General features: G+C 68.5%; 25 protein-coding genes and 1 riboswitch. Of the genes, 24 read left to right on the forward strand and 1 reads right to left on the reverse strand.

The window, feature by feature from the left end:
* The first annotated feature begins 15 nt into the window (after window positions 1–15).
* Window positions 16–145: riboswitch (molybdenum cofactor riboswitch) on the forward strand.
* From MX659_RS02405 to MX659_RS02465, 13 genes are all read left to right on the forward strand, one after another.
* Complete coding sequence (locus MX659_RS02405) at window positions 134–997, forward strand: substrate-binding domain-containing protein (RefSeq protein ID WP_267191882.1); 864 nt, start codon at window positions 134–136, stop codon at window positions 995–997. Its footprint overlaps the riboswitch before it by 12 nt.
* On the forward strand, window positions 994–1,701 hold the full coding sequence (locus MX659_RS02410) for an ABC transporter permease (RefSeq protein WP_267191883.1): 708 nt from the start codon (window positions 994–996) through the stop codon (window positions 1,699–1,701). The genes MX659_RS02405 and MX659_RS02410 overlap by 4 nt, the downstream gene beginning before the upstream one ends.
* Window positions 1,698–2,807 carry an ABC transporter ATP-binding protein gene (locus MX659_RS02415; RefSeq protein WP_267191884.1) on the forward strand — a complete coding sequence of 370 codons (1,110 nt, stop codon included), beginning with the start codon at window positions 1,698–1,700 and terminating at the stop codon, window positions 2,805–2,807. Before MX659_RS02410 ends, MX659_RS02415 begins: the two co-directional genes overlap by 4 nt.
* Complete coding sequence (gene fdhD, locus MX659_RS02420) at window positions 2,804–4,204, forward strand: formate dehydrogenase accessory sulfurtransferase FdhD (protein WP_267191885.1); 1,401 nt, start codon at window positions 2,804–2,806, stop codon at window positions 4,202–4,204. Before MX659_RS02415 ends, fdhD begins: the two co-directional genes overlap by 4 nt.
* A gap of 5 nt (window positions 4,205–4,209) precedes the next feature.
* The gene (locus MX659_RS02425; protein WP_267191886.1) at window positions 4,210–5,436 is read left to right on the forward strand and encodes a molybdopterin molybdotransferase MoeA; all 1,227 of its coding nucleotides are present in this window, start codon (window positions 4,210–4,212) and stop codon (window positions 5,434–5,436) included.
* Window positions 5,433–5,654, forward strand: a complete 222-nt coding sequence (locus MX659_RS02430; RefSeq protein ID WP_267191887.1) for a hypothetical protein — start codon at window positions 5,433–5,435, stop codon at window positions 5,652–5,654. Before MX659_RS02425 ends, MX659_RS02430 begins: the two co-directional genes overlap by 4 nt.
* 1 nt (window position 5,655) lies before the next feature.
* Window positions 5,656–6,186 (forward strand): molybdopterin-guanine dinucleotide biosynthesis protein B, encoded by a 531-nt coding sequence (gene mobB, locus MX659_RS02435; protein WP_267191888.1) that lies wholly within the window; start codon window positions 5,656–5,658, stop codon window positions 6,184–6,186.
* On the forward strand, window positions 6,176–7,201 hold the full coding sequence (moaA, locus tag MX659_RS02440) for a GTP 3',8-cyclase MoaA (protein WP_267191889.1): 1,026 nt from the start codon (window positions 6,176–6,178) through the stop codon (window positions 7,199–7,201). The genes mobB and moaA overlap by 11 nt, the downstream gene beginning before the upstream one ends.
* Before the next feature lie 2 nt (window positions 7,202–7,203).
* Complete coding sequence (moaC, locus tag MX659_RS02445) at window positions 7,204–7,689, forward strand: cyclic pyranopterin monophosphate synthase MoaC (RefSeq protein ID WP_267191890.1); 486 nt, start codon at window positions 7,204–7,206, stop codon at window positions 7,687–7,689.
* On the forward strand, window positions 7,686–8,174 hold the full coding sequence (locus MX659_RS02450; protein WP_267191891.1) for an MOSC domain-containing protein: 489 nt from the start codon (window positions 7,686–7,688) through the stop codon (window positions 8,172–8,174). Before moaC ends, MX659_RS02450 begins: the two co-directional genes overlap by 4 nt.
* The gene (locus tag MX659_RS02455; protein WP_267191892.1) at window positions 8,168–8,647 is read left to right on the forward strand and encodes a MogA/MoaB family molybdenum cofactor biosynthesis protein; all 480 of its coding nucleotides are present in this window, start codon (window positions 8,168–8,170) and stop codon (window positions 8,645–8,647) included. Before MX659_RS02450 ends, MX659_RS02455 begins: the two co-directional genes overlap by 7 nt.
* Window positions 8,648–8,650: 3 nt before the next feature.
* On the forward strand, window positions 8,651–9,805 hold the full coding sequence (locus MX659_RS02460; protein WP_267191893.1) for an aminotransferase class V-fold PLP-dependent enzyme: 1,155 nt from the start codon (window positions 8,651–8,653) through the stop codon (window positions 9,803–9,805).
* On the forward strand, window positions 9,802–10,056 hold the full coding sequence (locus MX659_RS02465) for a DUF3343 domain-containing protein (protein ID WP_267191894.1): 255 nt from the start codon (window positions 9,802–9,804) through the stop codon (window positions 10,054–10,056). The genes MX659_RS02460 and MX659_RS02465 overlap by 4 nt, the downstream gene beginning before the upstream one ends.
* On the opposite strand, the gene MX659_RS02470 is transcribed toward MX659_RS02465, so the two are convergent.
* Entirely contained in the window at window positions 10,046–11,083 is a 1,038-nt protein-coding gene (locus MX659_RS02470; RefSeq protein ID WP_267191895.1) for a L,D-transpeptidase family protein, read from the reverse strand. The two genes, MX659_RS02465 and MX659_RS02470, sit on opposite strands and share 11 nt — an antisense overlap.
* Before the next feature lie 74 nt (window positions 11,084–11,157).
* Between MX659_RS02470 and MX659_RS02475 the strand changes: the two genes are divergently transcribed.
* The 11 genes from MX659_RS02475 to MX659_RS02525 all read left to right on the forward strand — a co-directional run bounded on the left by MX659_RS02475 (window position 11,158) and on the right by MX659_RS02525 (window position 21,232).
* Window positions 11,158–12,003, forward strand: coding sequence for a CheR family methyltransferase (locus MX659_RS02475; protein ID WP_267191896.1), 846 nt, complete (start codon window positions 11,158–11,160; stop codon window positions 12,001–12,003).
* Window positions 12,004–12,076: 73 nt separating this feature from the next.
* Window positions 12,077–13,402: a methyl-accepting chemotaxis protein gene (locus MX659_RS02480; RefSeq protein ID WP_267191897.1), complete on the forward strand. Its 1,326-nt coding sequence runs from the start codon at window positions 12,077–12,079 to the stop codon at window positions 13,400–13,402.
* Window positions 13,403–13,411: 9 nt separating this feature from the next.
* Window positions 13,412–13,903 carry a chemotaxis protein CheW gene (locus tag MX659_RS02485; protein ID WP_267191898.1) on the forward strand — a complete coding sequence of 164 codons (492 nt, stop codon included), beginning with the start codon at window positions 13,412–13,414 and terminating at the stop codon, window positions 13,901–13,903.
* Complete coding sequence (locus MX659_RS02490) at window positions 13,896–14,267, forward strand: response regulator (RefSeq protein ID WP_267191899.1); 372 nt, start codon at window positions 13,896–13,898, stop codon at window positions 14,265–14,267. Before MX659_RS02485 ends, MX659_RS02490 begins: the two co-directional genes overlap by 8 nt.
* Window positions 14,268–14,276: 9 nt before the next feature.
* Entirely contained in the window at window positions 14,277–15,344 is a 1,068-nt protein-coding gene (locus MX659_RS02495; protein ID WP_267191900.1) for a protein-glutamate methylesterase/protein-glutamine glutaminase, read from the forward strand.
* A complete protein-coding gene (locus MX659_RS02500) occupies window positions 15,341–17,299 on the forward strand; it encodes a chemotaxis protein CheA (RefSeq protein WP_267191901.1) in 1,959 nt (652 codons plus the stop codon). The genes MX659_RS02495 and MX659_RS02500 overlap by 4 nt, the downstream gene beginning before the upstream one ends.
* Window positions 17,296–17,907: a chemotaxis protein CheC gene (locus MX659_RS02505; RefSeq protein ID WP_267191902.1), complete on the forward strand. Its 612-nt coding sequence runs from the start codon at window positions 17,296–17,298 to the stop codon at window positions 17,905–17,907. Before MX659_RS02500 ends, MX659_RS02505 begins: the two co-directional genes overlap by 4 nt.
* Before the next feature lie 11 nt (window positions 17,908–17,918).
* Window positions 17,919–18,434 carry a chemotaxis protein CheD gene (locus MX659_RS02510; RefSeq protein ID WP_267191903.1) on the forward strand — a complete coding sequence of 172 codons (516 nt, stop codon included), beginning with the start codon at window positions 17,919–17,921 and terminating at the stop codon, window positions 18,432–18,434.
* A gap of 13 nt (window positions 18,435–18,447) precedes the next feature.
* Window positions 18,448–19,944: a sensor domain-containing diguanylate cyclase gene (locus MX659_RS02515; protein WP_267191904.1), complete on the forward strand. Its 1,497-nt coding sequence runs from the start codon at window positions 18,448–18,450 to the stop codon at window positions 19,942–19,944.
* 31 nt (window positions 19,945–19,975) lie between these two features.
* Window positions 19,976–20,311, forward strand: a complete 336-nt coding sequence (locus MX659_RS02520; RefSeq protein WP_267191905.1) for a hypothetical protein — start codon at window positions 19,976–19,978, stop codon at window positions 20,309–20,311.
* A 33-nt stretch (window positions 20,312–20,344) separates the two neighbouring features.
* On the forward strand, window positions 20,345–21,232 hold the full coding sequence (locus MX659_RS02525; protein ID WP_267191906.1) for a peptidoglycan-binding domain-containing protein: 888 nt from the start codon (window positions 20,345–20,347) through the stop codon (window positions 21,230–21,232).
* Window positions 21,233–21,271 lie beyond the last annotated feature (39 nt).

Genomic DNA, 21,271 nt, shown 5'->3' on the forward strand with positions numbered 1-21,271 from the left:
TCGAATGCGTCCGCGCGAGCGGACGACCTCCGAGTTCCGGAGTCCTACAGCGGCTGGTCACCGCCACGGAGCCGGGACCGATAGGGTCGGGACGGGAAACCGCCCGGCCTCCCGTGTTCGGAAAGGAGCGTGCGTGTCAGACCATCGCATGTGGCTCGCCTTCGGGCGGGCCGTCGCTGTCGCTGCCGTGGTCGTGGCGTTCGTCGCGCTCCAGACCGGCTGCGCGTTACGCCAGACGCAGAAGGCTTCGCCGCAGCGGCTCGTGCTCGCCACCACCACGTCCACCCAAGACTCCGGCCTGCTCGACGTGCTCGTGCCTGCCTTCGAGACGGCGCATCCGGAGTACGCGGTGGAGGTGATCGCTGTGGGCACGGGCGAGGCGCTGCGGCTCGGCGAGCAGAAGGACGCGGACGTGCTGCTCGTGCACGCGCCTGAAGACGAGGCGGCGTTCGTCGCGGCGGGGCACGGCATCGAGCGCCGTGACGTCTGCTACAACCGCTTCGTGCTGGTGGGGCCGGCATCGGACCCTGCCGGCGCGGCTCACGCCGCAGACGCGGCCGACGCTCTCAAGCGGATCGCGGCACGCCAGGCGCTCTTCGCGTCCCGCGGCGATGACTCCGGCACGCACAAGAAGGAGCTCGCCCTGTGGAACGCCGCGGGCGTGAAGCCGGGCGGCGCGTGGTATCTCGTCACGGGCCAGGGCATGGGCGAGACGCTCAAGATCGCCTCAGAGAAGCAGGCGTACACGCTTTCCGACGAAGCGACGTTCCTGACGATGCGAGGCTCGCTCGACCTAGCGCAGCTCTTCGATGCCGACCAGTCGCTTCGAAACCAGTACGGCGTCGTCCCGGTGACAGGCGCGAAGAACGAGCGAGGCGCGCGCGAGTTCGCGGACTGGATCTGCGGTCCTGATGCCCAGCGTCTGATCGCTCGCTTCGGCGTCGATGAGTTCGGGCGCTCGCTGTTCGTCCCGAACGCGCAGGGAGGCGGATCGTGAGCCTGTTCGCGGAGGCCTTCGCTGATGGCGTCGCCGCGCTCGCATCAGGAAGCGTGGACGTGTGGGGCGTGGTCGCGACCTCGCTTCGCGTCTCAGGCGCGGCGGTGGCGTTCGCCGTGGTCGTGGGCGTGCCGGCAGGGCTGTACCTCGGCATGCGACGGTCCGCGGCGCGCAACGTGCTCCTCGTGCTCGCCAACGCCGGCATGGGTCTGCCGCCGGTGGTGGTCGGCCTCGTGACCGCGATGCTGCTGTCCCGCCGCGGTCCGCTCGGCTCGCTCGACTTGCTGTACACGCGCCCCGCGATGGTGATCGCGCAGGTCATCATCGCCGTTCCGGTCGTCGCTGCGGTGACGGCAGCGGCCGCCGCCTCGGTGCCGTTCGAGCTCCGCTTGCAGGCGCGGTCGCTCGGAGCGTCGAGGCTGCACGAGGCGATGCTGGTGCTGCGAGAGGCGAGGATGGGGCTCATCGCAGCGGTGGCGGCAGGGTTCGGCGCGGTGATCTCAGAGGTCGGCGCCGTGATGATGGTGGGCGGGAACCTCGAGGGCTCCACGCGCGTGATGACGACGGCGATCGTGCAGTACACGCGCATGGGGCGGTACGGACCGGCGCTCGCGCTGTCGGCAGTGCTGCTCGCCCTCATCGTCGCCGTGAACGTCGTGCTGGCGCAGGTCCAGCGCTCGGCCGAGAGGTTCGAGCGGTCATGAGCGCGATCCTCGAAGCCACGGGCGTGCGGAAGTCCTACCGGCGCCAGGAGGTGCTCGACGTCGAGCACGTCGCGCTTGCGCCGGGCACGACGCTTGCGCTCTTGGGGCCGTCCGGGGCCGGCAAGTCCACGCTGCTCGCGATACTCGGGCTGCTCGAGCGGCCCGACGGCGGCCGTATCGTGCTCGACGGGCGTGAGGTGACGGTCGCGGACCGCTCGGCGCGCATGCGGATCGCGGCCGCGTTCCAGCGGCCGTGGCTGTTCAAAGGCACTGTCGGCGCGAACGTCGCGTATGGGCTCGCGCTCCGCGGCGTTCCCGCGTCCGAGCGGCGAGCGCGGGTCGTCGAGGCGCTCGCGCGCGTCGGGCTGGCCGGGTGGGAGAACCGCTCCGCGCTCACCCTCTCTGGCGGCGAGGCGCAGCGGGTGGCGCTCGCTCGGGCGCTCGCGGTCCGTCCGCGCGTGCTCCTGCTCGATGAGCCGCTCGCATCGCTCGATCCGCTCGTGAAGTGGCGCCTCGCGCGCGAGTTCGCAGAGGTGCTTCGCGAGGACGGGATGGCCGTGCTCTGGGTGACGCACGACCAGGACGAGGCCGCTTTGGTGGCCGACGAGGTCGCGGTGATGCGCGACGGCCGCATCGTCGCGAGCGGGCCCGCCGACGAAGTGTTCCTCGTGCCGGGCGACGCGTGGGCCGCCGGCTTCCTCGGGCTCGAGACACCAGCGCGCGGCGTGGTGGCCGAGGTGGAGGAAGGCGTCGCGCGCGTCGCGTGCGATGGCGCGGACATCTTTGCGGTCGCAGACGTGCGTCCGGGCGAGCGCGTGCGCGTGGGTGTGCGGCCCGAAGACGTCGTGCTGTTCGAGGCCGGCGCAGCGGTGCCACCGAGCTCGGCGCGCAACCGGCTCCGCTGCACCGTGCACGCGCTCGAGCACACCGGCACGACCTACCGGGCGGTGCTCGGATGCGGCGGCGTGCGGCTTGCTGCCCGCGTGTCGAAGGCCGCGGCCCGCGAGCTCGGGCTTGCGCCCGGCGCACAAGTGCTGGCAGTCTTCAAGGCCACGGCGGTGCGCGTGGCGAGCGAACGCGACAAGAGCGAAGGAGCGTCCGGATGAGTCCGAGCGCAGGCGATAAGATCCCGGTCACTGCGGCCGTGTTGGCAGGCGGCCGTTCGATGCGGATGGGCGTCGACAAGACGCTCCTGCTCGTGGACGGCGAGCCGCTCATCACGCGCGTCGCCGAAGCGGCGCTTTCGGTGTGCGAGCGCGTCGCCGTGGTCACGAACCGTCCCGAGGCGATGGCCGACGCAGACCTGCCGGAGGGCGTGGCGGTGTGGGTGGACGAGGTCGCCTACCAAGGCCCGCTCGGAGGGCTTGCGACCGCGCTCAAGAACGCGCACGACGAGTGGGTCCTTGCAGTCGCGGCCGACATGCCGTGGCTCAGCCCCGCCGTCATCCGCGCGCTGTGGGACGCCCGCGAAGGAGCGCAGGTCGTGGTCCCGCGCACGGACAAAGGCGTCGAGCCGCTGCTCGCGCTCTACCACCGCGACTGCTTGCCGCATGCGCGCCGCGTGCTGGAGTCGGGTCGGCGCCGCCTCGTGGCGATGTTCCCGGCCGTGTCTGTGCGCGAGGTGGACGCCGAGACCCTGCGCGTCGTCGACCCCGAGCTGCGCAGCTTCGTGAACGTGAACACCCCGGAGGACCTCGCCGAGGTCCGGGAGGCCGCGACCGAAGAGCCGACAGCGACCGTCGTGCCTGCTGCCGTCATCGAGGTTGGCGCGCGGCGCGGCCGCCGGATGCCTGCCGAGCGCGCGGTGACGATCCACATGAACGACACCGAGATCGCGACAGTCCAAGCGACGCCGGCGGACCTGGAGGAGCTGGCTGCTGGATTCCTCGTCTCGGAAGGACTGCTCGCCGACCGCGACGCGCTCGACGGCATCGACGTGGACCACAAGCGGGGCCTCGTGTACGCGCGAAGCGCAGAGCCTGTTCCCGAAGACCTCGTCTATCGCCGCCGGTACATCACCGCCGGCTGCGGCAAGGGCGTGACCTTCGCCTCGCTGGGCCATACGCTCGGACTTGACGCGGTGACCGATGCGAGCACCGTGAGCGCGGATGCGCTGTACGACATGGTGGGTCAGATGGCGAGGGCCGCCGTCATGTATCGCGACACCGGCGGCGTGCACGCGTGCGCGCTTGCGCGCGATGGCCGCGTGGCGATCGTGCGGGAAGACGTGGGGCGCCACAACGCGGTCGACAAGGTGCTCGGCCGAGCGTGGCTCGACCGGACGCAGACGGCAGGTGCCGTGCTCCTCACCACGGGCCGCATCTCCTACGAGATGGCGGTCAAGGCGGCCAAGGCGAAGGTGCCGGTGGTGGTCTCGCGCACGGCGGTGACCGAGCTGGCGGCAGAAGTCGCTGAGGCGGTCGGGCTCACGCTCGTCGGGTATGCGCGCGCAGGCAAGCTCGTGGTCTACACGAACCCGCAGCGGATCGTCGAAGGGAAGTGAGCGCGATGATCACGGTCGAAGAGGCGCGCGAGCGCGTGCTTGCGGGCATCGAGCGGCTCGGCACGGAGCGCGTCGGCATCATCGAGGCGCTCGGCCGGGTGCTCGCAGAGGACGTGGTGTCCGACATCGACGTCGCGCCGTTCGACAACTCCGCGATGGACGGGTACGCGGTGCGTGCGGAAGATGTGGCGGCCGCACGCGAGGACGCGCCCGTGCGTCTCGCAGTCGTCGAGCACGTGCCGGCCGGCTCGTTCCCGACGCGGGCGGTCGGCCGGGGCGAGGCGGTCCGTATCATGACGGGCGCTCCGATGCCCGAAGGCGCCGACGCCGTGGTGATGGTCGAGCGGACCCGCGAGGAGGACGGCGGAGCGACCGCTGCGATCCTCGCGCCCGTGCGGGCCGGCGAGAACGTCCGTCGCAAGGGCGAGGACGTGCGCGCAGGCGAGGTCGTGCTGAGCGCAGGCGAGGTCGTGGGGCCGGCGGCCGTCGGGCTGCTCGCGTCTGTCGGCTGCGAACGCCCGCTCGTCTACCGCAGGCCGCGCGTCGCGATCGTCGCGACGGGCGACGAGCTCGTGGATGTCAGCGAGAAGCCGGGCCCAGGCAAGATCCGCAACTCGAACTCCTACTCGCTCGCGGCGCAGGTGCTCGCGGCCGGCGGCGAGCCGCACGTGCTCGGCGTGGCGCGCGACACCGCGGCCTCGACAGAGGCGCTGCTGTCGCGGGCCCCTGAGTTCGACGTGATGGTGACGACGGGCGGCGTGAGCATGGGCGACTACGACGTCGTGAAAGGCGTGCTCGAGCGGCTGGGCGAGATGGACTTCTGGAAGGTCGCGATGCGGCCCGGCGCGCCGCAGACGCACGGGAGGATCGGCTCGACGCCGTTCTTCGGGCTGCCGGGGAACCCGACCTCCACGATGGTGGGGTTCGAGCTGTTCGTGCGTCCGGTGTTGCGGAAGATGGCGGGACATGCGGCGCTCGACCGTCCGCGCCACCCCGTGACGCTCGCGCACGACGTGAAGAAGAAACCCGACCGCCGGTACTTCTTGCGAGCGCGCGTCGAGCGCGATGGCGACGGGTACGTCGCGCGCCTGTCCGGCGGCCAGTCCTCCGCCATGCTCACCTCGATGCATCGCGCGAACGCGTTGCTGGTGTTGCCAGAAGGAGAGTCGCACTTCGCGGCAGGAAGCGTCGTGGAGTGCATCCGTCTCGACATGGAAGAAGGGACGCCATGAGCACGAGCAGTCAGCCGAAGCAGGTCGACCCGCGGTGGGCGAGCCAGGTGACTCCTGAGCTCGAGACGGCGGTGCGAGAGAAGGGGAAGGACGGCAGCATCACCTGCCCGGTGCTGCGCAAGCTCGCCGAGGACTTCGGCGTGCCGTACAAGGTGGCCGGCGCTGCGGCGGACATCGTGGGCGTGAAGGTCAAGAACTGCGACCTCGGGTGCTTCTAGCGTGGATGCGCCGCGCCGGATACCGATCGTCTCGATCGTCGGCAAGAGCGACGCAGGCAAGACGACCCTCCTCGAAGGCGTCGTGAGCGAGCTCGTCGCGCGCGGGTACGCGGTCGCGACGTGCAAGCACCACGCGCACGAGGTCGACATCGACGTGCCGGGCAAGGACTCATGGCGCCACGCGCGGGCCGGCGCGCGCGTGGTGATGGTGGCGTCGCCGTCGCAGCTGGTGACGATCCGACGGCTGGAACGCGAGCTCGACCTCGACGAGATCGCTGCGGAAGCGGCCCGCGCCGGGTGCGACGTGCTCGTCACCGAGGGATTCAAGCGCGTGGCGACGGTGCGCATCGAGGTCGCCCGCCGTGCGCGCTCCCGCGAGCTCATCAGCGAGCCGCACGAGCTCGTGGCGCTCGTGACCGACGACGAGAGCATCGAAGCTCCGGGCGTGCCGCGATTCGCGCTCGACGATCACCGCGGCGTCGCGGACTTCGTCGAGCGCACGTTCCTCAAAGGAGCACGGGATGGCGACTGACGGGTTCGGCAGGCGGATCGACTACCTGCGCATCAGCGTGACGGACCGGTGCAACCTCCGATGCATATACTGCATGCCGCCCCAAGGCGTCGCGTGGAAGCCGCACGAGGAGCTCCTTACCTACGAGGAGATCGAACGGTTCGCAGCCATCGCTGCATCGCAGGGCATCTCGAAGATCCGACTCACGGGCGGAGAGCCGCTCGTCAGGCGCGGGCTCGTGGGTCACGTGCGCCGGCTGCTCGCCGTCACCGGCATCGAGGCCATCGCGCTCACGACGAACGGGACGCTGCTCGCCCGCTACGCGCAGGATCTCGCCGAGGCTGGGCTCAAGCGCGTCAACATCTCGCTGGACACGCTCGACCCTGACACCTTCGCGCGCATCACGCGCGGGGGGGATCTGGCGGACGTGCTCGCCGGGCTCGATGCGGCGTTCGAGGCGGGCATGGACCCCGTCAAGATCAACGTCGTCGTCGTGCGGCGGCTGAACCAGGACCTGCTTGGCTTCGCGCGCATGACGTTCGAGCGACCGGTGCACGTGCGCTTCATCGAGTACATGCCGGTCGGCGGCGCAGACGACGGCACGGTCTGCGGCGGCGCCGAGGCGGAGGGCTGGACGGCAGACGACGAGGTCTCCTCCGACGAGATCCTGGCGCGTCTGGCGGCCGAAGGCGCGGCCGCCGGGCTCGGCGAGCTGGTGCCGGTGGCGCGAGAGAGCGCGCCCGGCGGGTGGGGTCCCGCGCGGTACTACCGCTTCGAAGGGGCCTACGGGACGCTCGGCGTCATCTCGCCGCTTTCCCACCACTTCTGCGGTGAGTGCAACCGCCTGCGGCTGACGGCGGACGGACGGCTGCGGACCTGCCTGTTCAGCGACGATGAGCTCGACGCGCGGGCCGTGCTGAGAGGCGGCACCGACGACGACGTGCGCGGCCTCATCGAGCGCGCGCTCGCCGCCAAGCCCGAGAGCCACAACATGCGGATCGGCACGGCACGGCGCATGTCGCAGATCGGAGGGTGACGATGGGTGAGAAGAAGTTGACGCACATCGACGAGCGCGGTGCCGCGCGCATGGTCGACGTCTCTGGAAAGCCGGTGACGCACCGGCGGGCCGTGGCGCGCGCGAAGGTGCTGATGGAGCCCTCGACGCTCGAGATGATCCTCGGCGGCACGGCTCCGAAAGGCGACGTCCTCGCCACCGCGCGCATCGCCGGCATCATGGCAGCGAAGCAGACTGCCTCGCTCGTTCCGATGTGCCACCCGCTGCCGCTCACGCACGTCGCCGTCGACCTTCAGCCGGAGTACTCGGCTGTCGCCATCACGGCGACGGCGGAGACGGACGGCAAGACGGGCGTCGAGATGGAAGCGCTCACGGCAGCGGCAGTCGCTGGCCTCACGATATACGACATGTGCAAGGCGGTCGACCGCAGCATGGTCATCACCGACGTCATGCTGCTCGAGAAAGAGGGCGGCGCTTCTGGGCGCTTCGTCCGAGAGGAGTCGAAGTGAGCGAACGTGCGACCTCACCGCTTCTTCGTGGCACGGTCGTATCGGTGAACCTGTCCGAGCGTAAGACCGTGCGCAAGACCCGAGGATCAGAAGGCGTGCTCGTGGAAGGGCACGGGTTCGCGGGCGACGCCCACGCTGGCGACTGGCATCGCCAGGTGAGCCTGCTCGCGCGCGAGTCGATCGACACGATGGTGGCGAAAGGACTGTCCGTGGACGCCGGCGACTTTGCCGAGAACATCACCACCGAGGGCATCGACCTGGTCTCCCTTCCAGTGGGCACGGTGCTGCGCGTCGGAGACGAAGCGGTGCTCGAGGTGAGCCAGATCGGGAAGGTCTGCCACACGAAGTGCGCCATCTACTACCAGGCAGGCGACTGCGTGATGCCGCGGGAGGGCATCTTCGCAGTGGTGCGGCAGGGTGGTACGGTACGGGCAGGCGACCCGATCGTGGTCGAACGGCTTGGGGAGGCTGACGGCACGTGCTGAGGATCGGTGTTCTCACGTGCTCTGACACGCGCTCGCGCGGCGAAGCGGAGGACACTGCCGGCAAGGCGCTGATCTCGATGTGCGAAAAGCGCGGCTGGATGGTGGCGGCGTACCACGTGGTGCCGGACGACGCAGAAGCCATCGCGCTCGCCATCACTGAGATGTGCGACGTGGACCAGGTGGACGTCGTGCTATCCACCGGCGGCACGGGCCTGGGGCCCCGGGACGTCTGCCCGGAGGTGACGCGTTCGCTCGCCGACCGCGAAGTCCCAGGCATCGCGGAGACGATCCGCGCTGAGAGCCTGGCGAAGACCCGCCGGGCCATGCTCTCGCGCGGCGTAGCCGCGCAACGTGGGAGGACGCTCATCATCAACTTCCCGGGCAGCGAGAAAGGCGCGCGGGAGGCGTTCGAGATCGTCGCCGACCAGCTCGAGCACGCTGCCGAGATGATGGCGGGCGGAGGGCACGGCTAAGCTATGCCCCACGACGGCGTCATCTACCTCGACCACGCCGCGACTTCCTGGCCGAAGCCTCCGGAGGTCCTCGAGGCTATAGGGCGGGCGCTCGGGCCTGCTGGTGGCAATCCGCACCGGAGCGCGCACCGCCTGGCGCTCGCTGCGGCGCGGCTCGTGCTCGAATCGCGGTCAACGGTGGCTGCCTTCCTCGGCGTCGCCGACCCGCGCGACCTGCTGTTCGTGCCTGGCTGCACCTTCGGGCTGAACATGGCGCTCAAAGGTCTGCTCGAGCCGGGAGACAGAGCGGTCGTATCCAGCGTCGAGCACAACGCGGTCGTCCGTCCGCTCGCGGTCCTCGAGGCCTCCGGGGTCGAGGTGGTGCGGATCCCTGCCGACGACGCGGGCCGCATCGACGTGGACGCGGCCGAAGCGCTCATCGCTGCGGCACCGACGAAGGCCGTCATCTGCCAGCACGCGTCCAACGTCACCGGAGCAATCCATCCGGTGGGGGACCTCGCCGACATCGCCCACGAGCACGGCGCGGTGCTCGTCGTGGACGGCGCACAGGCCGCAGGGCACCTTCGGGTCGACATCGCGGCGCTCGGAGCGGACGTGTACGTCGCGTCCGGACACAAAGGGCTGCTCGGCCCGGCCGGCGTCGGCGTCGTCTACCTCGCGCCCGGACTCGAGGTGCGCGAGCTGGTGCAAGGCGGAAGCGGCGGAGATTCCGGTTCTCTTGCGATGCCATCGGTGCGTCCTGACCGCTACGAGGCTGGCACGCCCCCTCTGCCTGCGATCGCGGGGCTCGCGGCGGCCGTCGAGGTGCTTGCTCGGGAGATGGACTCCCTCGTCGCCACGGAGCAGCGGCTGGTGAAGCGATTGGTCGCGGGTCTGGCAGGGATTCCGGGCGTGCGCGTCCTTGGGCCGGCGCCTGGCGAAGAGCGCGCGCCTGTGGCGAGCATCGTGCACGAGGCCATGGAGCCGGACCGGCTCGCATACGAGCTCGACTCGCGGTACGGCATCGCGGTCCGCGCCGGGCTGCACTGCGCGCCTGCCGCGCACGCGGCCGTCGGCACCCTCGAGACGGGCGCCGTGCGGTTCAGCATCGGCCGCGGCGTCACGGAAGCCGACGTTGATGCGGCCATCGAGGCGGTACGCGAGGTGTGCGAGCGGTGATAGAGCGCTACGCCGTCTACGGGTTCGAGTCAACGCACGACGCCTTGTCTGCCGAGAGTGTGCTGGCCTGCGCGGGTGTCCCGTTTGCCACCATCCCCACCCCGAAGTCGCTGGGCGCTCTGTGCGGGATCGCGCTGCGCGTCGCTGCGCGGGACGCGTCTGCGGCCGAAGCGGCGCTCATCGTCGCAGGACTGCGCTGGAAAGCGCGTGCGGAGATCGAAGACCGCGCGCCACGAGGCCTCAGTCGATGATGAAGACGGGCGTTCCGACGCTCACGCGCTCGTAAAGGTCTTCGATGTCCCAGCGGTGCATGCGCATGCAGCCGTGGGACGCCGCATGGCCGATCGAGTAGTCCTTGTTCGTGCCGTGGATGCGGATGCCGGGGGCGTCCAGGTCGAGCGCACGCGTCCCGAGCGGGTTGTTCGGGCCTGGCGGGATCATCTTCGGCATGTCGACCGCCCACGCAGATCCCGGGTTGCCCCACGTCGGCATGTAGCGCTTGCGCACGATGCGGAAGCGACCGCGGGGCGTCGGGAAGTCCGGTGCTCCGACAGCGACGCGGTACACCTTGACGAGACGGCCGTCCTCGTAGAGGAAGAGGCGCCGGTCGGCTCTCCGCACGAGGATGGCGGTGCCGAGGTCGTCGCGCGTCACGCACGGCTCGATGCGCTCGACGGGAAGCTCGACGCTGGTGGCTCCCGCTGCGATGGCAGCGGCGAGCGCATCGGCTGCGCGCCGTGGCTCGATGCTGAGCCCCGGGCGCTCGGGCACGACGACGAGCTGCCGCGCCTGCACGACGAGGGTCGCGTCCACCGCAGGCGTTCCGCTCCGCGCGGCGAGCTCAGCGGCCCACGCATCGAGTCCTGCGCGGTCGATGCGGATCTGAAGCGGCAGAGAAGCGCCGTACCGCTCTTTGGACACCCGCGCCGCCAGCCGCTTTGCGAGTCCCGCTTCCGCCTTCGTTCGAGCGAGGTGCCGCAGCGCGCTGTCGACGTCGACTTCCACGAACTGCGAGGGGCGCACCTGCACGCGCGCATCTCCGCACCTCACAGCGATCGGCTCGTCGAGCGGGGCGAGAAGCTCGCGTTCGAGAGCGGCCTGTGCGACGTCAAGCGGCATGCCGTCGAGCGCGACGCCGGCCATGCCTGAACCAGGCGGGAGGGTGTCGCGCTCGACGTAGTCCTGCGCCACGGCAACGGCGACGCCGGCGCTCGCCACGAACGCGACACACGCGATCACGCACGCGAGCACGCGGACATGTGCGGGCGCTCGATGCACGGACCCTCCTCGCGACGGTGGTCTGTGGGCGTATTCTACAATGGAACGGTCTGGAACCGTGGATATGGAGGCAGATGGACCCGCACGCGGCCGACGCGGTCTACCGCGGCAACCTGGATCGCCTCGTCGCCAAGGTGCGCGACGAACGCGGGCTCGACCTCGCACAGTACCGTACCCGGTACGTCGAGCGGCGGCTCGCGTCACGGCTCAACGCCTTAGGTCTGCACAGCTACCGGCAGTACTCCGCCTACCTCGACGAGCACCCAGAGGAGTACGCCAAGCTCATCGACACGCTCACGATCAACGTCACCCAGTTCTTCCGCGACGCGACGGTGTTCGACGTGTTCCGCGAGCAGATCGTCCCGCAGCTGCTCGAGGAGAAGCGGCGGCGGCACCAGCGCATGGTGCGGGTGTGGTCGGCGGGCTGCTCGACCGGCCAGGAGGCGTATTCCATCGCCATGTCGTTCTTGGCCGGCATGGGTTCTGCTCAGAACGACTTCCTGCTCTCGATCCTGGGAACGGACATCGATCCGAAGGTCCTCGAGATCGCCCGTCGCGCGGAATACCCGGCCGAGCAACTGTCGCACATCCCGCCAGCGGACCGGCGGCGCTTCGTGGAGGAGCGAGGCGACGTGTTCCGCATCAAGCCGGAGGTCACGCGGCTGTGCCGGTTCCAACGGCTCAACTTGCTCACGGATCCGCCGATACACGTAGTCGACGTGGTCTTTTGCCGTAACGTCTTCATCTACTTCAACAGGGAGGAGCAAGACCGGTTGCTCGAGGTCTTCTGGTCTTCGCTCGCGCGCGGAGGCTACCTGGTGTTGGGCAGGAGCGAGCGCATACCGCCAGGTATGCGGCCGGCGTTCGAGCTGGTGAATGGCCGCGAGCGTATCTACAGGAAGCCGCATGCGCGGCCGTAGGGCCGGACAAGGGCGCTGTGTATAGTATCCTAGAGGCACGAGGGCGAAGCGCCATTCGGAGGAGGGGTTGCAGATGGCAGAAAGCGGCATGTTCCAGCCGGGTCAGCGTGCTCGCAAGGGACTGCTGGTGACATTCTCGCTCTGGACGTGGGCGACTATCGGCCCCGCCGTGGCCATCGGACTCACGGCCACCGGCATCTTTGCCGCGGCGGTGCTCGACATCGACGGTGATAAGCTGCTGTACACGGCCATCTTCGGTGCGGTCGCGATGCTCGTGTGCGCGATTCCCGGACAGATCGCCTGGTGGCGCGCGTTCGGGCGCCGCATCCTTGACCCGCTGCACGACCTCGGGCAGGTGATGGCGTTGGCAGCCGAAGGCGACCTGACGGTGCGCGCCTCGGCGCCGCACGACGATGAGATCGGCGTGCTCGCAGAGGACTGCAACCACCTCATCGAGTCGCTCGGTGAGATCGCTGCAGGCGTGCGGCGGTCCTCGGAGCAGGTGACGAACGCTGCCACCCAGCTTTCAGCCTCGTCCGAGGAGATCAACTCCTCGTCGATGGAGATCTCCTCTTCCGTGCAGCAGATAGCCCACGGCGCCGAGCTGCAGTCGCGGAAGGTCGAAGAGACCACATCTGCGATGGAAAGCATCACAGACACGGTGAACTCGGTCGCGCGACGCGCCGAAGAGGCGAGCAAGACGAGCGAGGAGGCCGCCAAAGCGGCGTTGCAGGGCGAACAAGCCACCGCAGAAGCGATCCAGAAGATCAGCGACGTTCGCGAGGCCATCGAGACGCTTGCGCAGTCGGTGGAGATGCTCGGCAAGCGTTCCGAGCAGATAGGCCAGATCGTGGACGTGATCACCTCGATCGCCGACCAGACCAACCTGCTGTCGCTCAACGCCGCCATCGAGGCGGCTCGGGCTGGCGAGTCGGGGCGCGGGTTCTCAGTCGTCGCTGAAGAGGTGCGGAAGCTCGCCGAAGGGTCGGGCAAGGCGGCCGAGCAGATCGGCGAGCTCATCAAGGAAGTGCAGGCCGAGACGGCCAAGGCTATCAAGTACATGGAGCGCGGCGCGAACGAAGTAGTGGTCGGCAGCGAAGTCGTGGGCAGGACCGGCGAGGCGCTCCGCAGCATCACCGAAGCGGTGACGCGCACCGCGACGCTCGCAGAGGAGATCGCGGCCGCGATGGCAGAGCAGGCGCAGAGGACGGTGGAAGTCGACAAGGCGATGCACGAGATCGCGGCGGTGGTCGAGGAGAATGCAGCCTCTGCAGAAGAGACGGCTGCGGCCGCACAGCAGCAGACGGCGTGCATGCAGGAGATCTCGTCATCCGCGCAGGAGCTTGCCGAGATGGCCCGGCGGCTCGAAGAGTCCGTCCGCCGGTTCAAGGTGGAGTAGGGGTCTGCGATGGAAGGCCGCTCGAGCGACGAGGTCAAGCAGGTGGTGCTCTTCACGCTAGGCGACGAAGAGTACGGCCTGCCGGTGGAGCGCGTGACGAGCATCATCCGGTACGAGATCCCGACGCCGGTGCCGCATGCTCCAGATTACGTCGAGGGCGTGATCAACCTCCGTGGGCGGATCGTGCCGGTGGTCGATCTGGCGAACAGGCTGTTCGGCGTTCGTCTCGATCGCACGCCAGGCACGCGCATCATCGTCACGGAGACTGCTGCCGGACTCGTCGGATTCACCGCGAGTTCTGCTCACGAGGTCGCACGGATACCTGCTGTGTCAGTCATGCCGGCGCCCGAGTCGGTCGTCTCGAGCGATCTTGCCGAAGCGTTCGAGGGCGTCGCCGATCACCAAGGGCGGCTCGTCATCCTGCTCGTCCCCGACAAGCTTGTTCCAAGCGTCTCGTTCGTGTCGACAGACGAAACGGAAGAGGCGAGCGTCGATGCCTAGGTCTGTGCTGGTCGTGGACGATGCGGCCTTCATGCGCATGATGATCCGGGACATCCTGTCCAAGGAAGGCTACGTCATCCACGAGGCCGTGAACGGAAGAGACGCTATCGAGAAGTACCTGGAGGTACGGCCCGACCTCACCACCATGGATATCACGATGCCTGAGATGGACGGCATCGAGGCGCTGAAGAAGATCCGCGAGCATGACCCGCATGCCCGAGTGCTCATGGTGAGCGCGATGGGGCAGCAGAAGCTCATCGTCGAGGCCCTTGAGGCAGGAGCCATGGATTTCTTGGTCAAACCGTTCCAGCCCACCAAGGTGCTCGAGACCGTCAAGAAGTGCCTCCAAACGTCACCGCGGTGATGAGCGCCGATGCTGCCGACGATCAAGGTCCTCATCGTCGACGATTCCGCGCTTATCCGGCAGATGCTGTCGCGTGCGCTTTCTGTCGATCCGCGCATCGAGATCGTCGGGACGGCGAAGACTGGGATCGAGGCCATCGAGCTCGCGCTCGAACGAACGCCTGACGTCATCACCCTCGACATCGAGATGCCCGAGCTGACGGGTCTCGAGGCGCTGCCAGTGCTGGTGAAGTCGACCCCGGCTCGGATCGTGATGCTGTCGAGCATCGACGACCCCGACACCACGTACCAAGCTTTGTCGTTGGGGGCGTCCGACTTCATCGTGAAGCCGAGGCAAGGGGTCGCACGATCCCTCACAGAACTCTCCGAGCTCGTGATCAAGAAGATCAAGACCGCGTACCGTATCGACCCAGCGAAGCGTGTCGCTGCGAGCGAGACGCCCGATGACCGATCGGCGTCCGTTCAGCGAGAGCCGAGGACTTTGGGCAGACAGGGGCCGGATCGCGTGGTCGCCATCGCGGCCTCGACCGGAGGCCCGCCGGCCCTCGAGCGTCTGTTCTCAGGTCTCGGTCCCGGGCTGCCGTGCACATACCTCGTCGTGCAGCACCTGCCGTCGGGCTTTTCCGCATCTTTGGCGAAGCGCCTTGCCAAGGCGTCGGGAATCGAGTTCGTGGAGGCGTCGAGCGGTATGCTGCTCCGAAACGACCGAGGCTATGTGGCTCCACACGGGGCCCACATGGTCGTCGAACCGGGCGCATCGCCGCGTGTGCGGCTCGAGGACGCGCCACCGCTGCACGGAGTGCGGCCGGCGGCAGACCCGCTGTTCGAGAGCGTTGCAAGGACATTCGGAGAGCAAGCCGTCGGCGTGGTGTTGACGGGGATGGGCTCCGACGGGGCGCTCGGGCTCAAGGCGATCAAACAGCGTGGGGGTCTTACCATCGCACAGGACGAGGCTACGAGCGTCGTATGGGGCATGCCCAAGGCGGCGTTGCAAGCGGGTGCCGTGAGCAAAGTGGTCCCGCTCGACAAGATCCCGGCCGAGATACGGCGTTCGGTGCGGCAGGGGGTGAGCGCGTGAGCGACGACATGTCCGCGTACAAGGAGGTCTTCCTCTCTGAAAGCGCCGAGTACCTGCAGGCCATCACCGATGGGCTGATCGCGCTTGAGGCCGATCCGCACGACTTGGAGCCGGTCGAGACCGTCTTCCGCGGAGCGCACAGCCTGAAGGGCATGGCCGCTGCGATGGGCTACGATCGGACGGCGGATCTCACCCACAAGATGGAAAGCCTCATGGACACCATCCGCAAGCGGGAGCAGGCCATAGACTCTGACCTCGTCGATCTCATGCTGCGGGCCGTGGATGCCGTACGCGAGCTCATCGCTGACGAGAGCGAGGGGCGCTCGACATACGACGCTGCGCCCATCATCGCGGACCTGATCGCCCGGACGGAGCGTGGGAAGGCTGTCCCGGTCGAGACCGAAAGCGCTTCAGGGCCGAAGCCGGCCGAGGCGCCGCCGTCCGCAGGCGGTGAAGTGTACCGAGTCTCCGTGACGATCGAGCCGACGAGCGTCTTGAAATCGGTGCGCGCCTACATGGCGCTCAAGCGCCTCGGGCACATGGGCACCGTGCTCGACACCGAGCCGAGCGCCCGCGACATCGAAGACGAGCGCTTCGACCGCACCTTCGTGGCCGTGCTGCAGACGGTCGAGCCGCCCGAGGCCATCGAGCGGGCCGTGCTGGGGATCAGCGAGATCGAGTCGGTGCAGGTGGCCGTGGACGCCTCTCGGAGGCCGACGCATCAGGCAGCGCAACAGGAGGCTGGTGCGGAGACCAGACGCGTCGTGCCGAAGCTCTCAGAAACGCAGACCGTGAGGGTCTCCATCGGCCACCTCGATGCGATGGTGAACCTCGTCGGCGAGCTCGTCATACTTCGCGCTCGGCTCGAGCGCATCGCCCGGGAGCGGGACGACCACGAGCTGTCAGAGACGGTGGCAGCGCTCGATCAGATCAGCGCCGAGCTTCAACACGAAGTCATGCAGACGAGGATGGTGCCCGTCGGCAACATCTTCAACCGCTTCCCGCGTATGGTGCGCGACCTCGCGCGGGACCTCGGCAAGCAGGTCGACTTCGAGATGACCGGTCTTGACATCGAGTTGGACAGGACGGTGCTCGACGAGATCGGCGATCCGATCGTGCACCTGCTGCGCAACGCTGTCGACCACGGCATCGAGGGTCCCGAGGAGCGGCAAGCGCTCGGAAAACCGCCTCGCGGTCACGTGCGGCTTTCCGCGGAGCGCGACCGCGATCAGGTCCGGATCTCGGTGTCCGACGATGGCCGTGGCATGGACATCGACCGGATCTGGCAGAAGGCGGTCGAGCGCGGCCTGGTGTCTGCAGGAGAGCGCGACGCCTGGTCGGAAGAAGAGGTGCTGATGCTCACCTGCGCCCCGGGATTCTCGACCGCTGAGAAGACGACCTCGGTGTCCGGGCGGGGCGTGGGCATGGACGTCGTGAAGGGCAAGATCGAGTACCTCGGCGGCACGATTGCGATCCGATCCGAGCGCGGGAAGGGGCTCGAGATCTCGCTCAGTCTGCCGCTCACCCTGGCGATCGTGCCTGCGCTGCTCGTCGGGACGTCCGAGCAGGTCTACGCGCTGCCGCTCTCGGCGGTGACAGAAGTGCTGTCGACCGACGAAGTCCGCACGACCACCGTCGACGCTGCGCCGTGCGTGGTGCTGCGGGACGGCGCGGTGGTTCCGGTGTGGCGGCTCGACCAGCTGTTGTCGGAACCCACGGGGCGGAGGCGCAAGCCCCGCGAGAAGGATCACATCGTGCTCGTGGAGTCCGCTGGCTTGCGCAATGCGCTCGCCGTCGAGCGTCTGGTCGCCCGCCAGGAGGTCGTCATCAAGCCGCTTTCGCCGCTCTTCAAGGGCATCAGAGGGCTGGGCGGCGCGACGGTGCTGGGAGACGGCAGCGTGGCGCTCATACTCGACCCAAGGACGCTCTTCGGACGAGGAGGTGTCCGGGCATGAGGCCTGAGGCGCTCTCAGAGCTGCAGATCGACGCGATCCGCGAGATGGGAAGCATCGGTGCGGGCCACGCGGCCACCGCTCTCGCGCAGATCACCGGAAGGCCTGTCGGGATCGAGGTGCCCGAGGTACGGTTGCTGCCCGTGATCGAAGTCCCGAGGGCCCTCGGTGGCCCGGAGACGCTGATCGGCGCCGTGTTCTCACGCCTTCTGGGCGAAGTCTCGGGGAGCGTGCTGTTCGCCGGGACGCGGGGCGCGCTTCTCGGTCTGGTCGACTTGCTGCACAACCGCCCGATCGGTTCGACCAAGACGTTGGGATCGGACGAGGAGAGCATCATCACGCAGACGGGATTCGTGCTGATCACCGCGTACTTGACGGCGATAGGGCGGCTCGCGGACCTGACGATCCTCCCGTCTCGTCCGGCGTTCGCGTTCGACATGTCCGGGGCGGTGCTCGACGCGATCGCCGCCGATGTCGGGATGAAGGCCGACACGGCCATTCTCGTTCAGACCGCGTTCTCCACCGAAGAGGAGCGCGTGGACGCCGTCGTGCTGTACATGCCCGACCCAGACAGCCTGGAGGTCGTGCTCGGCAGGCTCGGCGTCGTGTGACTGGGGGTCAGGTGCTGGAGAACTCGATACCGGGAGGGACGTCGGGCAGCGATCCGACCGTCGTCGTGGTGAGCACGGGCGAGCTCGCTCTTGCCGAACATCCATCGGTGCTGCTCACTCCCGCGCTCGGCTCGTGCGTCGGCGTCGCGGTGTGGGACGCGGCGCGGCGGCGCGGCGCTCTGGCGCACGTGATGCTGCCGTCGCCAGCGAACGCGCCGCAGGACGGCAATCCGGACCGCTTCGCATCGGTGGCGGTGCCGAAGATGATCGCCTTGCTCGGCGAGGGCCTGTCACTGAAGCGGTTCGTGGCGAAGATCGCAGGCGGAGCGGCCATGTTCAAGGGCGACACGCAGATGGCCTCGATCGGCGACCGCAACGTCGAGGAAGTCAAACGGCAGCTCGGGCTGTTGAAAGTGCCCGTGATTGCCGAAGATACTGGCGGAAGCCATGCGCGTACCATGGAGTTCCACCTCGACACGGGACTCGTGATCGTGCGGAGCTACCTGTACGGGATACGGGAGTTGTGAGGGCAGCGCAGGGATGATGGTCGATGGCATAGACGCGGTCGGCTCCGGGAGCAGGCACCGTTCGGGCCCTGTGGGAGTCGTCATCGCCGGAGGTGGTCTGAGGGCGACCTCCATACTGCGGCTTCTGTCCGAAGTCGAGGACCTGCGGGTCGTCGGCGTGTACGACTCCAGTCCGAGCGCTCCGGCCGTCCGTCTGGCGGAGGACCTCGGGATCTTCGTGACGACACAGGCCGACGACCTCGCCCAGATCGAAGGGCTCGACTTGATCTTGGACCTCTCGGAGGACCCGGCGGTCTCGCGCAGCCTCTCGGAGCGCCATCTTCCCGGTGTGGACATCATCACGGGAGCGGGGACCGAACTCGTGTGGGACCTGCTCGTCGCCAAGAAGCGCAGCGAAGAGCAGGAGAAGATATTCGTCGAACTGCAGGTGGCGTACGACAAGATCCGCAGCCACGAGCGGCAATTGCAGGCGAGCAAAGAGGCCCTGGAGCGGGCGAACGCGGAGCTGGAGAACCGGCTCGCGGAGATCTTCTTCACACACGAGTTTTTCAAGGCGCTCACGGTCTTCTCCACGGTGGACGATGTCGCCTCGCTCGTCGTGGATGGCGCGAACGGCATCCTCGGCGCTGAGATATCGTGCGTCTACCTGTTCGACCAGGAGACGTGGACGCTCCGGCTGCTGGCAAGCCAAGGGCGTCCAGACGAATGGTTCCGTCCTGTGGTGCCTGTCTCCCAGACCATCCTCGGGGCCGCTTTCCGTGACGGCTTCACGCAGCAGGCAGACGTTCCTCAGGGGAGCGAGCTCGCTCAGTGGGTGAGCGAGCCTGACGAGATCAGGTCGCAGACCGCCGTGCCGCTGCGCTCAGGCGACTCGATCCTGGGCGTGCTCGTCGTGGCGTGGACGACGCCGCGGGAGCTTGACGTCGCGGAGCGGGATCGGCTCCAGGTCATCGCGAACCAGTCATCGCTCACGCTGCAGAACGCGTTGCTGCACGAGGAGCTGGAGCGCCTTTCTGTCACCGACCGGCTGACCGACCTGTACAACCACGGCTACCTGCTGCAGCGTCTCGAGGAAGAGCTCGGCCGTGCCGCCCGTTTCGGGCACCGCTTGTCGGTCATCATGATGGACATCGACGACTTCAAGCAGTTCAACGACACCTACGGCCATCCGCGCGGCGACCAGGTCCTGAAGGCCGTGAGCGGTATCATCCGCGAGAATCTACGCGAGATCGACGTCGCCGCCCGCTACGGGGGCGAGGAGTTCGTTCTGGTGCTTCCCGAGACCGACGCCGAAGGCGCTGCCCGCGTGGCAGAGCGCATCCGCGAGACCATGGAGGCGCACGAGATCGAGGTCGATCACGCCGGGGCGCGCGACCGCAGGACGGTGTCGCTCGGGGTCGCGACGTACCCGCTCCACGGGCAGACCGTCGCTCGGCTCATCGACGCGGCGGACCGGGCCATGTACGAGGCGAAGCGCCGAGGCAAGAACACGGTGGTCGTGGCGCGGTGAGGGCGGTCCACACGAGATCCGGAGTCCCGAGGTGACGCTCGCGCGGGCGCTTGCGCGCATCCCGGGCCCAACGGCCCATGAGGACGTCGCCGAGATCATGAAGGTCTTCTCGAGCCGTGCCGCCCAGCCGGTCGGCCTTGACGATGTTGCTCGGCTTTCCGGTCTTCCGCTCGACAGAGTGCGGGTCGTGGCAGACGCGCTCGCAGACGCGCTCGTGCTAGACTTCGTCGGCGGAGAAACGTACCGGTACGATCGCGACGTCGCGGTCGAATTGGAGCTGCGCTCGCTTACCGACAGGCTGCACGCGCATCGAGAGCACCTGCAGGACAACGTGGCGCGGTTCCGCTCCCATAAGGGCACGTACTGATGAGCCTGCGCATGCGCGGGCCTGGAGCGAGCGATGACCATCAAGATACAGCGGGGAGCGCGCGGTCCCGCAGTCGAAGACGTGCAGAAGCGCCTCGTGAAGCTCGGGTACGATCTCGGGCCCTCCGGGGTCGACGGCGTGTTCCAAGGCGCGACGCTGCAGGCCGTGCGCGCCTTCCAGCGAGAGCACGGCCTGGTCGAAGACGGCGTGGTGGGACCCAAGACGTGGGCCGCCCTCGTCGATGCGACTTTCGCCCTCGGCGACCGCATCCTGTACCTTCGCTATCCCTACCTCCACGGAGCCGACGTCGCCACGCTGCAGACCGCCCTGAATGTCCTTGGGTTCCCGTGCGGCGCGGTGGACGGCATCTTCGGTCCGTCCACCGAGCGGGCGGTGCGGGAGTTCCAGTTCAACGCGGGTCTGCCCGCGGACGGCGTTGCTGGCGACGAGACGCTTCGGGCCATCAACCGGCTCCGTCACGCATGGCACGGCCGGGACCCCGCGCTGCCGAGCGAGCTGAAGCGCTCCGAGGCGCGCGTCGGTTCGGGGATCGCCGACCGCGCCGTGCGGTTCGAATGGCGTGAGCAGTCGCTGCGGCCCGTGTGCGAGCGCGCTGCCAATCTCGTGGAAGCGATTTCGGAAGGGGCGCGGGCGACCGCATCCGGCTCCAGCCGGACGCACGATGGCGAGGACGTGGTCGTCGTCCTTGCAACGTGCGTCGACCGAGGAGAGCGTTTGCCCGCAGCGCGCCTCGACCTGGGCGATGCGCGCCAGTCGGTCTCGCGCATGGCCACAGCGCTCGCGTCCGTGCACGCGCGTCCGGCACGCATCGTGGCCCTTGTGGACGCTCCGTGCAGCGAAGAAGAGGCCCAGCGTCTCGCCGTGCTCCTGGTTGACGCGCTCGCGGCTGCGCTTGGGTGAGCGGGCGCTCGATGGTATAATCCGCGCGTTATCGCTCGC

Origin of the sequence: Parvivirga hydrogeniphila (genome assembly GCF_023371205.1) — a bacterium.
GTDB classification, from domain to species: domain Bacteria; phylum Actinomycetota; class Coriobacteriia; order Anaerosomatales; family Anaerosomataceae; genus Parvivirga; species Parvivirga hydrogeniphila.